Here is a 14,714-nt window from a genome sequence, read left to right on the forward strand (position 1 = left end):
TACCACACCTCAACACTGACCAAAAGAGCAGTGTTAGTAGGCTTACACCCACCACACTGCTCTCGTTGTGTCTGATTAATCCTTACTTATTTGCTGGTAACGGCCTTCCGAGGCGTCAATGCTTTAGAGTTCAGCGTAATCTTACCGCGAGTCGCTCCAATAGTAACCTGTTCGTGTGGTTTTACCTCACCCGATAACAGAGCCTCACTCAGCTTATCCTCGACTTGTGTCTGCAACGCCCGCCGTAACGGCCGGGCCCCGTACTCTGGGTCATAACCTGCTTGGGCCACCGCATCCAAGGCTGCTGGCGTGAACTTCAACTTAATGTCTTGGTCAGCCACCCGCTTGGTAATGCGTTGCGCCATCAGCTTCACGATCTGGTGCAATTCAGGCTTCTTCAAGGCGTGGAAAATGACGGTCTCATCGATTCGGTTCAAGAACTCTGGCCGGAAAGATTGCTTCAAGGTCTGACGAATCGTCGTCGCCATGGCCCGGTAATCGTTCGTTTCGTTCTCAGCCCCAAAGCCCACAGTCTTTTCGTCCCGTAGCTTCGTGGCCCCTAAGTTTGATGTCATGATCAAGATCGTGTTTCTGAAGTCGATGCGTCGACCCTTGGAATCGGTCAAATACCCATCATCTAAGACTTGCAATAATAGGTTGAAGACATCCGGGTGCGCCTTTTCCACTTCGTCAAAGAGAACGACGGAGTATGGCTTTTGCCGTACTTTTTCGGTCAACTGACCACCTTCGTCGTACCCAACATAACCTGGGGCCGACCCAATCAAACGACTCGTGGAGTACTTCTCCATGTATTCGCTCATATCGACCCGAATCATGTTGTCTTCAGAACCAAACATCGCGGCCGCTAAAGCCTTGGCTAATTCAGTCTTTCCGACCCCGGTTGGGCCCAGGAACATAAACGACCCAATTGGCCGGTTCGGGTCTTTCAACCCGGAACGGGCCCGCCGAATCGCTCGGGCAACCGCCGAAACGGCTTCTTCTTGACCAATAACGCGTTCGTGCAAGATCTTTTCCAGGTTGACCAGTCGTTCGGCATCCGTCTGCTTCAACTGCGTCAACGGCACACCGGTCCATTCTGCGACGACCTGGGCAACGTCCTCACCCGTAACGTCCAACTGGTATTGCTGGCCTTCATCCGGCTTAGCAGCCGCTACTTTGGCCTTACGCGTCTCCAGCTTATTACGCAACGTAATCTCTTCCGTCCGCAGTTGGGCTGCCTTTTCAAAGTCTTGTTGTTCGATAGCTGTATCCTTGTCCTTAGCCAACTGAGTCAGTTGCTGAGACAATTTGCTTTCAGGCGTTGGTTTATCCATCTGGTCGATACGAACCTTGGCTGACGCTTCGTCCATCAAATCGATAGCCTTATCAGGCAGGAACCGATCACTAATGTAGCGAACGGACAACTTGACCGCCTGGGACAACGCTTCGTCCGTGATATTCACGTGATGGTGGTCTTCATACCGTGGCCGCAGCCCCTTCAAGATTTCCAAGGCTTCGTCACTCGTTGGTTCATCGACTTGGACCGTCGCAAACCGCCGTTCCAACGCTGCGTCGGATTCAATGTATTTTTGATATTCGTCCAGCGTCGTGGCCCCGATGGTTTGCAGTTCACCCCGAGCCAAGGCAGGCTTCAAGATGTTCGATGCATCAATAGCACCTTCTGCGCCTCCCGCACCAATCAAGGTGTGCAGTTCATCAATGAACAGAATAACTTGCCCATCATTGTAAATTTCTTCAATAACTTTCTTCAAGCGGTCTTCAAACTCGCCCCGGTACTTGGTTCCTGCGACCAATGAACCCATATCGAGCATCATCAACCGCTTGCGTTGCATGTCTTCCGGAACGTCACCTTTGATGATCCGTTGCGCCAGGCCTTCGGCAATCGCCGTTTTCCCAACGCCGGGTTCCCCAATCAAGACGGGGTTGTTCTTGGTCCGCCGACTCAGGATCTGAATGACCCGCTTAACTTCCTTGTCACGGCCCACCGTAGGATCCATTTTACCGTCACGAGCCGACTGGGTCAGGTCCCGGGCCAAGGAATCCAGCGTTGGCGTCCCTTGAGCCGGACCGCGCCGAGAACGGGTCTCGTTGCGCCGCTTAGGTGTCTCAGTGACTCCGAGCTTCCGCAGAACGACCTTACGTGCCGTTGTCAGTTCCACGTTCAAGTTCTTCAAGATCCGTGAAGACAGAATCGTTTCGTCACTGAGCAGCGCTAATAACAGGTGTTCCGTCCCAATCTTGGTGGCGCCTAAGCGTTTCGCTTCGTCACCAGCAATGGCCAGCATCGCCTTAGCCTTCGGGGAGTACGGTAAATAGCTGTCCTTGTCGGTGTTATCTAGAGTGCCATAACCCGTAAAGCGTTCAATTTCCTCACGAACATCATCGTCGCTGACAGAAAATTGTTGTAAGACCTTGTTGGCGATTCCGTTTTTTTCAATGGTGAGGGCCAGCAGCAAGTGTTCTGTACCCACCGCTTGATGCTTAAAATACTTTGCCTGTTCTTGGGCTAAGACTAACACGCTCTTAGCACTTGGCGTAAATAGGTTATCCATTGCAACTCCTCACTTTCTTAACTCTCGTAACGTAAATGGTCTAAAACTGAGATTAAGATCCGCGCCCGTAACTGTTCGTCCAAATCACGGTTCCCAGTATTGATTGCGGTTTTGTCAATGGCCGCTAACATGATATTGGCCTCTCGGCGATTGATGGTGCCCGCTTCAAATAGGCTGCGCACCACTGCCAAGCCATCGTGGCGGGTGATGCGATCACCCACAGCCGTGACCAACGAGTCGATAAAGTCTAGGTTATCCAGTAACTTGACCTTCTCAATCCGAATATAGCCACCGCCACCACGCTTACTCCGAACCACGTACCCATCTTGAATCGTAAACCGCGTCTTAATCACGTAGTTAATCTGTGAGGGCACAACATTGAACTGATTCGCAATCTCCGAGCGCCGAATCTCAACTTCTTGCGATTCGGCGAGAATCTGCTTGAGGTAAGCTTCAATAATATCCGAAATATTTTGATTCTCCATTATTCGCATCCCCCTTCAGCAGTTCTTTTGACTAATGTTGACTAATATTATACGAACTTCCCATAAAAATGCAATGGATTAGTCTTTACTAATCCTTACCCGCTGGTCCACTTAACGGACTAAACGGGCTTTGCCCTGGTAGTCTATGATACCAAAAAAGGCCCCGGCTTCCAAACAATTCGATGGAAGGTCGGTGCCTTGACGCATAACATTAATGATTAAGGGGGCTTTTCTGAATTATAAGACTAAAAAATCGGGAAGACAAGATTCGAACTTGCGACCTCCACGTCCCGAACGTGGCGCTCTACCAAGCTGAGCTACTTCCCGATAATAAGCCTTACTATGCTATTGATTAATCGGCAATCACCGGTTAATCGGGAAGACAGGATTCGAACCTGCGACCCCCTGGTCCCAAACCAGGTGCTCTACCAAGCTGAGCTACTTCCCGAGTCTGCCCATAAACTAGATTTACAAGCGACAAAAATGCACCCAGTAGGAGTCGAACCTACAACCTTCTGATTCGTAGTCAGACACTCTATCCAATTGCGCTATGGGTGCATAGTCAATATTAAGTTAAATGCCGAGGACCGGGATCGAACCGGTACGGTCATCACTGACCGCAGGATTTTAAGTCCTGTGCGTCTGCCAATTCCGCCACCCCGGCAAAAGGGCAAAAGCGGAAGACGGGATTCGAACCCGCGACCCCCACCATGGCAAGGTGATGTTCTACCACTGAACTACTTCCGCATTGGCAAATTCAATTAATGGTGCCATGCCGACTAGAGGATTCGAACCTCCGACCTCCTCATTACTAGTGAGATGCTCTGCCAACTGAGCTAAGTCGGCAAAATCATTTAAGATTTTGCAATTACGATGATGAATGCAGGTGAAGGGACTCGAACCCCCACGTCATAAGACACTAGAACCTAAATCTAGCGCGTCTGCCAGTTCCGCCACACCTGCGTAGTGACGATAGTTCCCTTGGGAACCGGAGTCCCAATGGAGGATACAGGGCTCGAACCTGTGACCCTCTGCTTGTAAGGCAGACGCTCTCCCAACTGAGCTAATCCTCCATATGTTCAATCAAGTTTTTGATAACTCGTTTGAAGCAACTATTATAATGTAACATTTGATTCGGGAATTGTCAACAACTTTTTGAAATGTTTTTGAATAAATATCCGTTCTTCAATTCAATCCGTTGCTTGTCACTTTCACATCGCCGTGACAACTATTACAATTTACCATGTCGTGGAAATGTTGTCAACTTATTTTTGAAAACTTTTTGAATAATTATTCGTTTGCTGAATAACTACTGCCTTAACAACATTTAATATCATAGCGTAACCATCGCAAAAAAGCTACCCCTTTTTTGCATTTTTTTGCAAAAAACTGTGCACCATCTTCTAAATCCCCCCCTTTTTTCGTTATTTGCCCGTAACTGAGCCCTAAATAGACGGCAAAAGGGCCGCGGCTCACGCCGCAGCCCTTAAGCTCTTGTCTTACTTCGTAATTTTTGTCATTCCGCCCATGTAAGGGACTAAGACTTCTGGAACGGTAATGGAACCATCTTCGTTTTGGTAGTTTTCCAGAATTGCCGCAACAGTCCGGCCGACAGCTAAGCCAGACCCATTTAAAGCGTGTACGTATTGGAGCTTACCATTTTCATCTCGGTACTGGATATGCGCGCGCCGGGCTTGAAAATCCGTCGTGTTGGAGCAGCTAGAGATTTCCCGGTACGTTTGTTGTGCAGGGAACCAAACTTCCAGATCATGCGTCATGGCCGCCGTAAAGCTCATGTCACTGGTAGTCAGGGTAATCACATGGTAGGCCAAGCCTAGCTTCTGTAACAACATTTCAGCGTGCTTCGTTAAGGATTCCAATTCGTTCCAAGAATCCTCCGGCTTACAGAACTTCACCATTTCGACCTTGTTGAACTGATGCAACCGAATCAACCCTCGGGTGTCTCGGCCGGCACTCCCAGCCTCAGACCGGAAAGCGGGCGTTAACGCCGTAAACCAGACGGGTAGCTTCTCTTCCGGGATGACTTCATCACGGTAATAGTTGACCAACGGAACTTCGGCCGTGGGAATCAACGTCATGTCCTGGCCTTCCAAGGAGTAAACGTCTTGCTTGAATTTCGGGAATTGCCCCGTCCCGTACATCGAGTCGTCATTGACGATGTATGGTGGCAGAACTTCTTTAAAGCCCGCTGCGGTGTTTTGGTCCAAGAAGAAGTTGTACACGGCCCGTTCTAAGCGCGCCCCAGCACCCAAATAGTAAAGGTACCGGCTACCAGAGACCTTGGCTCCCCGTTCGAAGTCCAGGATGTCCAAGTCTTCACCCAGTTCATAGTGGGCCTTCGGCGTGAAGTCCAAGTTCGGCTTTTCGCCCCACTTCCGGATTTCCACACTCCCTGTTTCGTCCAGACCGACCGGAACGTTATCGTTAGGAATATTCGGCAACTGTGCCGCTGCATCGTGAACCTGTGTTTGTAACGTTTCTAGTTCGGCGTCTGCTTGCTTGATGGCTGCACTGACTTGTCGCATTTGGGCAATTTGGTCGTCAGCTGATTCGTGCGCCCGCTTCATCTTAGAGATGTCATCGGATACCTGGTTACGTTGGGCCTTCATGGTCTCACTCTTCGCAATCAATTCCCGCCGTTTGGCATCTAAGGCCAATAAGTCATCAATTTCCTTAGCCGGAATACCGCGAGTTGCCAACTTTTCTTTGACCATGTCGGTCTCTTGGCGAATCATCTTTAAATCTAACATTTTAGTTCTCCCTTCTACTGATCAAATGGTACAAAAAAAGCCTCCGTCACATGGGACGAAGACCTTCGCGGTACCACCCAAGTTCGTCATTAAGTCGCCTCAATAACACCCTTGAACATGATAACGGTTTGCACCGTGCGGCATTACCCGCCCACGTGATTAGTGCTGGAATGATTCGACGTCGCGGTTTCCAGCTTTCCCCGCTTCTCTGGTCGTCTACTAGGATTAGGCACCTCGTGTTTGAAGTACCGTTATCATACCCCACTTTTTGTTAGGAAACAAGTCCTAGAGCGACGCAATTTTCTCGTCGATTAAGTGTAAGACCTGTTGCCGGGCACTGGGATCCTCGACAAAGTCCAGTTCATCCCCGTTGATCTGCATCTTCGGCGACTTGTCGTAGTCAGCATACCAAGCCGTATAGCGTTGGTCTAACTGCTTATAATAGTCATATAGGCTCGGGTCGTTAGCAATCTGCTCGTACGACCGCCCCCGCTTCTTGATGCGTTCTAGCATGGTCTCAAACGAGATGTTGATGTGAATCAACAGGTCTGGGTTCTTTTGGTAAGTCCCCTCTGGTAATTCTTGCATCATGTTTTGCAACAAAGAGTCGTAAATATCAACTTCCGTGTTGGTCGCTCGGCCGAGGTCCGCGTTCAGATGGAACAACAGGGAATCTTCAAAGATTGACCGGTCCATCACGCTTTCTGGATCAGCGTTAGCGGCCTTGATGCTATCCAGCCGTTTATTTAAAAAGTAGATTTGGAGCAAGAAGGCATACTTCTGGGGATCCTTATAGAATAACGGTAAGATTTTATTATCATCCACCGATTCATAAAATGCTGGTTTTTGTAAGTGTTTAGCCAATAAACTGGTTAGGCTCGTTTTGCCAGCCCCAATAGTTCCCGATAATACAAGCATGCTATCTCTCCTTTATTTCCTTAACCGTTTCTCCAATTTTTGAACGTTCCGTCCAAAAACACCACCACATATTGTACCAACCTGGTTAGGAAAAGACAACATGTCGTGGTGATTTTTCTCAGGGGCCACTTTTCCCAATGTGGCTAAGGACCCCCACAAAAAGTGGCCGCATCGGCGTTTCGGCCGACACGACCACTCGCATAATCTGCTAATTTTTAAGTTAATCTTCTTCTGGCTTAGCGTCTTCCTTCAACGTGCCGTCACGATGAACCGGCGACACATCGACCTTGCTCAGTGGAATCAGCTTCGTATGCTTCTTCAACTTGTACCCAATATACAGAATCAAGACTAACGGTACACTGATATAGGTCACTAAGACCTGTTCCCAATTACCGGAGAAGAAGGACTGCGGGTCCTGGCCCACAATCACAGCAATACACAGAACCAGCGCTAAGACCGGCCCAAACGGGAACCACTTTGCATGGTACTTCAATTCAGACAGCTTATGCCCCTGAGCAATGAATGCTCGCCGGAAGCGGAAGTGTGATAACGCAATCCCGAACCACGCGATGAACCCAGTCAACCCACTAGCAGCAACTAACCACATGTAAATCTGTGGCCCCGCAATACTACTGAAGAAGGTTAAGGCCGCGACGATAGTCGTCGCAAACAGCGCCGGGTATGGAATCCCGTTCTTCCCGGTCCGTTCCAAGAAGCGAGGCGCGTAGCCTTCCTTAGACAAGGAGTATAGCATCCGCGTCGAAGCGTACATCCCCGAATTAGCCGCGGAAATGACAGACGTCAGAATAACCGCGTTCATGACACTTGCCGCAGCGGCTAACCCAGCCCGCTTGAAGACCAAGGTGAAAGGACTGATAGCGACGTCAGAGGCCGATGACCCCAGTAAATCGTGACTCGTGTAAGGCAAGACGGCGGCAATCACAAAGATAGCTAAAATGTAGAATAAAATAATCCGCCAGAACACCTGATTGATGGCCTTCGGGACACTGTGCGACGGATCTTCCGATTCGCCGGCCGTGATGCCGACCAATTCAGTCCCCTGGAACGAGAACCCAGCAACTACGAAGACGCTCAAAATAGCGGGAAAACCACCTACGAACGGGGCTTGCTTGTACGTAAAGTTGCTGAGGCCGGTCGCATGACCACCCATGATCCCCACGATGGTTAACAACCCCACCGCTAAGAAGATAAAGATGGTGACTACCTTAATCAATGACATCCAAAATTCGGTCTCGCCGAACGCCTGGACCGATAACGCGTTAATCGTAAAGACTAAGACCAACGCAACCAAGCTCCAAATCCAACCGGGCACGCCGGGTAACCAGAACTTCATGACTAACGCCGCCGTCGAGATATCGACCGCCACGGTAATCGCCCAGTTAAACCAGTAGTTCCACCCCATGGCAAAGCCCAAAGCTGGGTCAACATACTTCGCGGAATACGCCGCAAACGACCCGGAGATTGGCATGTTCGTGGCCATTTCGCCGAGACTAGTCATCAAGAAGTAAACCATTAGGCCCATAGCGGTATACGCCACTAACGCGCCCCCGGGGCCGGCCGAAGAAATCGCGGACCCACTGGCCACAAATAACCCCGTCCCAATACAGCCACCTAACGCGATCATGGAAACGTGTCGCGTCTTTAGGCCCCGCTTAACCGAATCCGAAGCCTTACTAGTTGTCGCGTTTGACATGCTTTGTTCCATAAAATTTTCCTCCTTCTGTATATAGAAGGACCTTCTCGAAACGACCTAGGCAGGAACTAAAAAATCTCTTTCGCAAAGTGGCTTCACGAAAGAGATTGGAAGTTAAAATCCAAGTCAATATCGTTGAAAGCGCCCCGCAACCCCTATTCGGTTGCGACAGTCCCTGATTTATTCAACCAGGACCCAACCCCAATCACGGTCGGTGATTAAGATTTCGGCGATCGCCCCTTTCGCTTCCCGTCATCGGTGTGGCCCACCTCGGAAAAGCAACTCATGTTGATCGCGCCTCTTCTATTCGATACTTCGTAGTATACCCATCTCCCTATCACTTTGCAAGCCCCAAATGTAAGCTTATGATTTGGGTTGCTGGTAGCAATAGAGGAAATGCCGCTCTAACGTCAGATTACCGGCACTGGGGGCCATCACGTGATCGTCAATTAAAGCGAAAGCTAATTTAACTAAGACTCCCTGGGAACGTTTATTCGTGGCCTGACTCGTGGCCCAAAACGTGGTGATTGGACTATTCGCCTGTCGTAAAGCCAGTAACAGCCCCCGTAAAGCTTCCGGCATCAGCCCCTGACCCCACTCATTCGGAGCCAAAAAATAACCTAAATCTACCGCCGTAGTGGTGGGTTCCCCCATGACATCACTATGGGTATACCCCACAATCATCCCCAGAAACCGACCATCAGTCTTAGCAGTCAGCGCGTAAGCCACGGGTTGACGCATATCAGCGCGTAACCCCGCCGCCACGTGTGCTGGAGTCAATGGCGCCGCTAACCCCGCGGGCCGCGCCACCTGCGGGTCCGTAATGATAGCCTGATACCGGGACAGATCCGTAAACTGTAAAGGTCGTAACCGTAACCGCGCCGTGGTGATTTCTTCTGGCATCCCTGGGCCTTCTTTCTTCAAGCACCCCTAATTTGCGGTACAATGAATGTAATTTGAGGGGTCGCTTGCGTTTACCGACTCCCCATTTATCATGACTTATCTGGGAGGATTTTTCAATGAAAATCATTAAGCACACCCTGGCGGACGATTCGGCAGCCTACCTGCAGGGCTACCTGCGTGAGGACGCTCCCGACCAGACCTATCCGGCCATCATTATCGTACCGGGTGGCTCCTATACCCACATTCCGGAACAACAAGCTGAGGATTTAGCCTTATCCTGGAGTGCCATCGGCTACCAGGCCTTTTTCTTACGTTACAGTTTTGTCGCGGAAAAACAGCCGCTAATGCCCGCACCGGTGATTGAATTGGCCCAGAGTATGGCCGTTCTCCGGCAAAACGCTACGACTTGGCAAATCGATGCACAACGTATCGTCATCGCGGGCTTTTCCGTAGGGGGTCATATCGTCGCCCTCTTTAACGACCGCTGGGCCGATACCGACTTTAACGTGCAGGCCCACACCACTCCGGATGCCATCCGGCCCCAAGCGGTGATTCTCGGTTACCCCGTCATCACCCCGAAAGCCGGCTTTCCCAAAGACCAGGAAACGTTGGCTCAGTGGACCACCAACGCCGCCAGCATTGCGGCTGACCAACAAGTCACCACGAAGAACGCCCCGACCTTTATCTGGGTCACGGCTAGCGACCCTCTGGTGCCCGTGCAAAACGCTTTGGCTTACGCGCAGGCTTCCATCCAGCAAGGCATCGACACCGAGTTACACGTCTTCCACCACGGTCCCCACGGGTTAGCCCTGGCCAATCAGGTCACGGCCTGGAAACCGGGTACCAATCTGCCTCACGTGGCGCATTGGCTGGCGTTAGCGCAGGAATGGCTGGCCGAACTTTAACCAATAACTGTAGGGCGGGCCATTCGCTACGCCAATTAATTAGCTTAAAAAAACGAAGTTCGCCTTAACGGACGAACTTCGTTTTTTTGGGTCTAGAATTTTTGGTGTTGGAAAGTATTTCCATTCCAAAAGTACTAGGCCCTTTTTGATAACAAAAAAAGGCATCTAAGCCTCCCTAGTGCTATGCTTTAAGCGACGAAACTCAAGATAAGCGGGGTAGGAATAGATGTCTCAACTGGATAATACACTTAAATTACTGGGAATTACAGACACAAACATTCAGGTGTTCGGTACTCGTGAGGAATTTCATGGTCGGGGCTCGGGTCGCAAAAAGTATTTGGTCATCCAGGCAGAGCTTACCTACACACTCAGGCGCTGTCCCAGCTGTGGATACAATACGTTGCACCCTAACGGACACAAGCTCACTCATGTCCACATTGCAGGACCCATGGACCGGCCCGTAATTCTAGAGCTAAACAAGCAACGCTGGCGTTGTAGTAACTGCCATAGCACTTGTACGGCCACCACTCCAGTGGTATCAACCAACCACGCCATCGGTCACGGACTAGCGACTCATGTGCTGAAGCTAGCCAGTAAATCACTCCCGGCTAAGACTATCGCCAGTCTCACCGGTATTTCGACAAACTCAGTTCAGCGTATTTTGACGGCTAATATTCATCCACACGCGAGCCGCCGGTTACCGATTAATCTATGCTTTGATGAATTCCGTTCCACGCACGGCTCCATGTCGTTTATTTGCATTGACGCCGACACTCACAAATCAGTTAAAGTACTTAGCGACCGCCTTAATAGAACCATCAAACAGTTCTTTCTTAGTCAGTACAGCACCGCAGAACGGACCGCGGTTCAACGCGTCATCATGGACATGAACGCCTCCTATCAGGCATTCGTGCACGAACTATTCCCTAACGCCGAACTCATTATTGATCGGTTCCACATTATTCAATTAATGGGCCGGACGATGGATACCATTCGCACTCAATGTTTAAAGCAACTCGACAAGCATTCGCGGGAATATAAAGTACTGAAATCACTATGGCGCCTATTCCACAAGGACAACCCTGACGCACAAAAGAGCCGCTACCTCTTCGGCCTGAATGAGTACTCGACCGAACAGAACGCTATTGATATTGGAACCGATGCGTTTCCGGCCTTCAAAACAGCTTATGAAACCTACATCGATCTCCACGATGCTTTGATGGGGCGTCACGCTGATGAACTCAAGAATATCATCACTAACTATCAGCCTAACGGCACGCACCTAGATACGGCCATGCATACCCTACGAAAGAATCTTAATGGAGTAATTAACGCCGCCAAATCGTCCTACTCTAACGGACCGATAGAGGGCATCAACCGTAAGATCAAGGAGCTCAAACGTGCTTGTTATGGCTTATCCAATCAGGCCAATATGTTCACACGCGTCTACCAGCTGATTGCCTAGATTATCTACCACAATAACGTCACGATGGTAGGCTTATTTGTTATGCCTTCAAGTACGATATTCAGACAACACACCAGATTAAACGCCGCAACTAATAAAACAACAAAAAAGATCTCCCACACGAGGAGATCTCCAAAGGATAGAAACTATCCTTCAACACCATTTGACAAACTTCCGTTTTTTTAGCGTTAAATTTCAGATTTTTGGAGCAATCGCCAGTGTTTTATTTTGGGTGCCCACCGCAGGTAAAGCCCCTCACTCACCTGTAACCACAGGTAAGCCAGCAATACCGATCCAAACGTATCGGTCGGAAAATGGGCGTTTAGGTAGACCCGCGAAATCATGACCAACGCGACCCACAAGATGATCACGATTCGGAGCAACCACGCCCGCCAGGCCGACGAAATCATGGGAATCAAAATCAACCAGATCATCGCCATCAACAGAAACGTCCCGAATACGTGCCCACTGGGAAAGCTATACCCATCATCAACGGCCAAGTGACCGGATGGCCGGTCCCGTTGCATCACGTTTTTGACCAAAAACGCCAGGACGTCACCCCCAATGAGGGTCGCGAGGCACCACAAAGCGGGAATCTTGAACTTGAAGCCCCACAAAAAGAAGGCCAGTACTACCGTCCAGATGATCAAAAACTTCGGTTCCATCAGACTGGTAATGCTGCGGTACATCAGTGTCTTCCAATCGGGCTGTTCCTTTTGTACCACGTCCACAATGGACGAATCTAGAAACGCCAGGTACGCGTTCTGTGCCTTTATGTAGACCGCTAAAATCAAAAAGAGGATCGTCGCTAGACCGAACTTCCACGGGCGGTCCCAATCCCGGTTAAATAGCATCATAAGTTAGATTCCTTTCGTCTTACTTTAGTCTCGAAAAACTCCACGCCCTTGAGTATACCACCCCGCCTATAAATTTCTAGGCATCTAAAGGTTAACAATTTTCTAAACCGCTACCGGTGACGCCGTAAACCACGCTGCCGCAATCGATTGACCATTTCAGATAGCAGAAAGCCGAACGCAATCGAGCCCGAGATCATCACCACCTGTAGCAGGTAGGTAAACGCCGTAGAATTTTGACCCAGCGCAAAGTATTTAATCATTTGGTAGGCCTGGCCACCAGGGACTAACGGCACCAACGCGGGGATGTTAAAAAGGATCATCGGCATGTGTTTCCAACGGGCGACCTGTAAAGACGCCAACCCGATCCACACGGCCCCCAGAAGATTGCCAACGACGTACCCACCCCCGACTAAGACGATGCCACGGTAGAGTAAAAACCCGATCACACCGACCCAGCCGCCAAGATTCAGCGCCCGGCGCGGGATGTTCAGTAGAATACCAAAAGCAATGGTGGCCACATAGGTTCCGGCCACTTCAATTCCAAGTTCGAGTATCGACACGGGGCACCTCCTTACAAGAATTGCAGGACCATGGCAATCCCAAAACCGATGGCCGCTGCACTGACTAACGCTTCAATTCCCCGAGCTGGCCCACTAACTAGATTACCGGCCAAAATATCGCGGACCGAGTTGGTGATGGGCACCCCAGGGACGAGCGGCATCACACTTCCGATGATGATATCGTCCACGCTGTTTCCCAGGCCAAAGTGTTGGCTCCAGACGGCCAAGACGCCAATCGTCACCGCCGAGGCAAACTCAGCCATGAAGCGAATCGGGACGTACTTACTAATCACGTAAAATACACTCCACCCCAACATCCCCACAACACAGGTAATCCAGAAATCAGGAAGATTGTGCCGGAACACGACCTCGAGGGGGCCACTGACCAGCGCAGACGCCAGTAATTGGAGCCAAAACGGGAAATACTTGCTTGTCGCGTCCAAATGGTCCAACCGGTTGGCAAAAGCGGCCAACGTAATCTTTTTTTCCGCAAACTGCCGCGATAAGTCATTGACCACCGAAATTTTCTCCAGATCGAAGGTCCGCCGTTTGATGGGCTGAATCTGTGCACCGACGTCGCCATCCAGTGACATTAAAATTCCGGTAATCATCACGAACAATTGACTCGTCTTCGCCCCGGCGTTCACGGCAATCCGGGTCATGGTGTCCTCAACCCGTTCAATTTCCGACCCATTTTCGATCATGATCCGCCCCGCGGTCAGAGCTGTATGCAAAATTAATTGATCGCGTTTTCGCTTCACAGCCATACTGGTTCCTCCGATACTCATTTTTCCATTCATTATACGCCGGCACTTCCCTGACTAAAACCATCAATCCTCGCAATCGTAAAAAACGACCGTTCCCAGGCCCACCTGAGACGGTCGTTCTTTAAATTCTGCATATGACAGCCTACTTGACGAAAATATAGTGGGCCGCCTTATAACTCACGATTAATTCGGCATCGTCGGTCAAATTCCGGACCGTAACCGGCCCCTCAAAGGGGTCGTGCTTTTCAATCTTCAACTGGTCACCAATGTCCAGCTTCAAATCCCCAAGATAGGTCAATAGGTCATGATTATCGATGAAGCGATCCACGGTGACAACGCTGCCGTCCTTGGCATCGTTGAGTACCGTATGGCTGTCTTCGTGATAGTGGCCAAACCGATCGGGAATAACACCACCGTGGGGACAATGAGTCGGATGGCCCAACATATCGTCCAGCGAGTTGACCAATTTAGGACTCGTCACGTGTTCCAGAACTTCCGCTTCGTCGTGCACGTCCGGGAGTTCATACCCCAGCTTTTCCACTAAAAAGTCTTCCCAGATGCGGTGTTTCCGCACTAAATCTTCTGCCAACCGAATCCCCTTGCTAGTCAGCGAAATTCCCGCATATGGGGTATGTTCCGCTAAGCCTTCGGTTGCCATCTTGTTGACCATTTCGGTCACGGAGCCAGCTGCAATGTTTAAGCTAATGGCAATTTGCTTGTTCGAAACCTTTTTTTGCTTGCCACCTAGCTCAAAGATAATTTTTAAATAGTCCTCCTTCATCGGAGTCATACTTTG

At 50.1% G+C, this 14,714-nt stretch carries 12 protein-coding genes, 8 tRNA genes and 1 riboswitch; of the genes, 2 read left to right on the plus strand and 18 right to left on the minus strand.

Features of this window, described 5'->3' with window-relative positions; genetic code table 11:
- Window positions 1–86: 86 nt before the first annotated feature.
- From H3M12_RS11390 to H3M12_RS11455, 14 genes are all read right to left on the minus strand, one after another.
- Window positions 87–2,573, minus strand: coding sequence for an ATP-dependent Clp protease ATP-binding subunit (locus H3M12_RS11390; protein ID WP_182150728.1), 2,487 nt, complete (start codon window positions 2,571–2,573; stop codon window positions 87–89).
- Between the two features lie 17 nt (window positions 2,574–2,590).
- Complete coding sequence (locus tag H3M12_RS11395; protein WP_129031379.1) at window positions 2,591–3,058, minus strand: CtsR family transcriptional regulator; 468 nt, start codon at window positions 3,056–3,058, stop codon at window positions 2,591–2,593.
- A 253-nt stretch (window positions 3,059–3,311) separates the two neighbouring features.
- Window positions 3,312–3,385, minus strand: a tRNA-Pro gene (locus H3M12_RS11400).
- Between the two features lie 47 nt (window positions 3,386–3,432).
- A tRNA-Pro gene (locus tag H3M12_RS11405) sits at window positions 3,433–3,506 on the minus strand.
- Window positions 3,507–3,542: 36 nt separating this feature from the next.
- Window positions 3,543–3,616 (minus strand) — tRNA-Arg (locus H3M12_RS11410).
- 20 nt (window positions 3,617–3,636) lie between these two features.
- Window positions 3,637–3,722: transfer RNA gene (locus tag H3M12_RS11415), tRNA-Leu, on the minus strand.
- Between the two features lie 11 nt (window positions 3,723–3,733).
- Window positions 3,734–3,805, minus strand: a tRNA-Gly gene (locus H3M12_RS11420).
- 26 nt (window positions 3,806–3,831) lie between these two features.
- Window positions 3,832–3,904 (minus strand) — tRNA-Thr (locus H3M12_RS11425).
- A gap of 35 nt (window positions 3,905–3,939) precedes the next feature.
- Window positions 3,940–4,021: transfer RNA gene (locus H3M12_RS11430), tRNA-Leu, on the minus strand.
- Window positions 4,022–4,058: 37 nt separating this feature from the next.
- A tRNA-Val gene (locus H3M12_RS11435) sits at window positions 4,059–4,131 on the minus strand.
- Between the two features lie 426 nt (window positions 4,132–4,557).
- Window positions 4,558–5,829, minus strand: a complete 1,272-nt coding sequence (serS, locus tag H3M12_RS11440; protein ID WP_129031380.1) for a serine--tRNA ligase — start codon at window positions 5,827–5,829, stop codon at window positions 4,558–4,560.
- Between the two features lie 285 nt (window positions 5,830–6,114).
- Window positions 6,115–6,747, minus strand: coding sequence for a deoxynucleoside kinase (locus H3M12_RS11445; protein WP_129031381.1), 633 nt, complete (start codon window positions 6,745–6,747; stop codon window positions 6,115–6,117).
- Window positions 6,748–6,967: 220 nt separating this feature from the next.
- Complete coding sequence (locus tag H3M12_RS11450; RefSeq protein WP_404819998.1) at window positions 6,968–8,473, minus strand: amino acid permease; 1,506 nt, start codon at window positions 8,471–8,473, stop codon at window positions 6,968–6,970.
- A gap of 119 nt (window positions 8,474–8,592) precedes the next feature.
- Window positions 8,593–8,772, minus strand: a riboswitch (Lysine riboswitch).
- A 52-nt stretch (window positions 8,773–8,824) separates the two neighbouring features.
- Window positions 8,825–9,364: a GNAT family N-acetyltransferase gene (locus H3M12_RS11455; protein WP_129031382.1), complete on the minus strand. Its 540-nt coding sequence runs from the start codon at window positions 9,362–9,364 to the stop codon at window positions 8,825–8,827.
- A 116-nt stretch (window positions 9,365–9,480) separates the two neighbouring features.
- Here H3M12_RS11455 and H3M12_RS11460 point away from each other — a divergent pair, with 116 nt between their 5' ends.
- Both H3M12_RS11460 and H3M12_RS11465 read left to right on the plus strand, forming a co-directional pair.
- The gene (locus H3M12_RS11460; RefSeq protein ID WP_129031383.1) at window positions 9,481–10,269 is read left to right on the plus strand and encodes an alpha/beta hydrolase; all 789 of its coding nucleotides are present in this window, start codon (window positions 9,481–9,483) and stop codon (window positions 10,267–10,269) included.
- Window positions 10,270–10,495: 226 nt separating this feature from the next.
- Window positions 10,496–11,734 (plus strand): ISL3 family transposase, encoded by a 1,239-nt coding sequence (locus tag H3M12_RS11465; RefSeq protein WP_129033428.1) that lies wholly within the window; start codon window positions 10,496–10,498, stop codon window positions 11,732–11,734.
- Between the two features lie 188 nt (window positions 11,735–11,922).
- Here H3M12_RS11465 and H3M12_RS11470 read toward each other — a convergent pair whose 3' ends face one another.
- The 4 genes from H3M12_RS11470 to H3M12_RS11485 form a co-directional block, all read right to left on the minus strand.
- Window positions 11,923–12,591, minus strand: a complete 669-nt coding sequence (locus tag H3M12_RS11470) for a phosphatase PAP2 family protein (protein WP_129031384.1) — start codon at window positions 12,589–12,591, stop codon at window positions 11,923–11,925.
- A 110-nt stretch (window positions 12,592–12,701) separates the two neighbouring features.
- Window positions 12,702–13,145 (minus strand): threonine/serine exporter family protein, encoded by a 444-nt coding sequence (locus tag H3M12_RS11475; RefSeq protein WP_404820000.1) that lies wholly within the window; start codon window positions 13,143–13,145, stop codon window positions 12,702–12,704.
- 17 nt (window positions 13,146–13,162) lie between these two features.
- Window positions 13,163–13,918 (minus strand): threonine/serine exporter family protein, encoded by a 756-nt coding sequence (locus H3M12_RS11480; RefSeq protein WP_129031386.1) that lies wholly within the window; start codon window positions 13,916–13,918, stop codon window positions 13,163–13,165.
- 142 nt (window positions 13,919–14,060) lie between these two features.
- Window positions 14,061–14,708, minus strand: coding sequence for a metal-dependent transcriptional regulator (locus tag H3M12_RS11485; RefSeq protein ID WP_129031387.1), 648 nt, complete (start codon window positions 14,706–14,708; stop codon window positions 14,061–14,063).
- Window positions 14,709–14,714: the final 6 nt, after the last annotated feature.

This window comes from Levilactobacillus suantsaii (assembly GCF_014069315.1).
GTDB classification, from domain to species: Bacteria; Bacillota; Bacilli; order Lactobacillales; family Lactobacillaceae; genus Levilactobacillus; species Levilactobacillus suantsaii.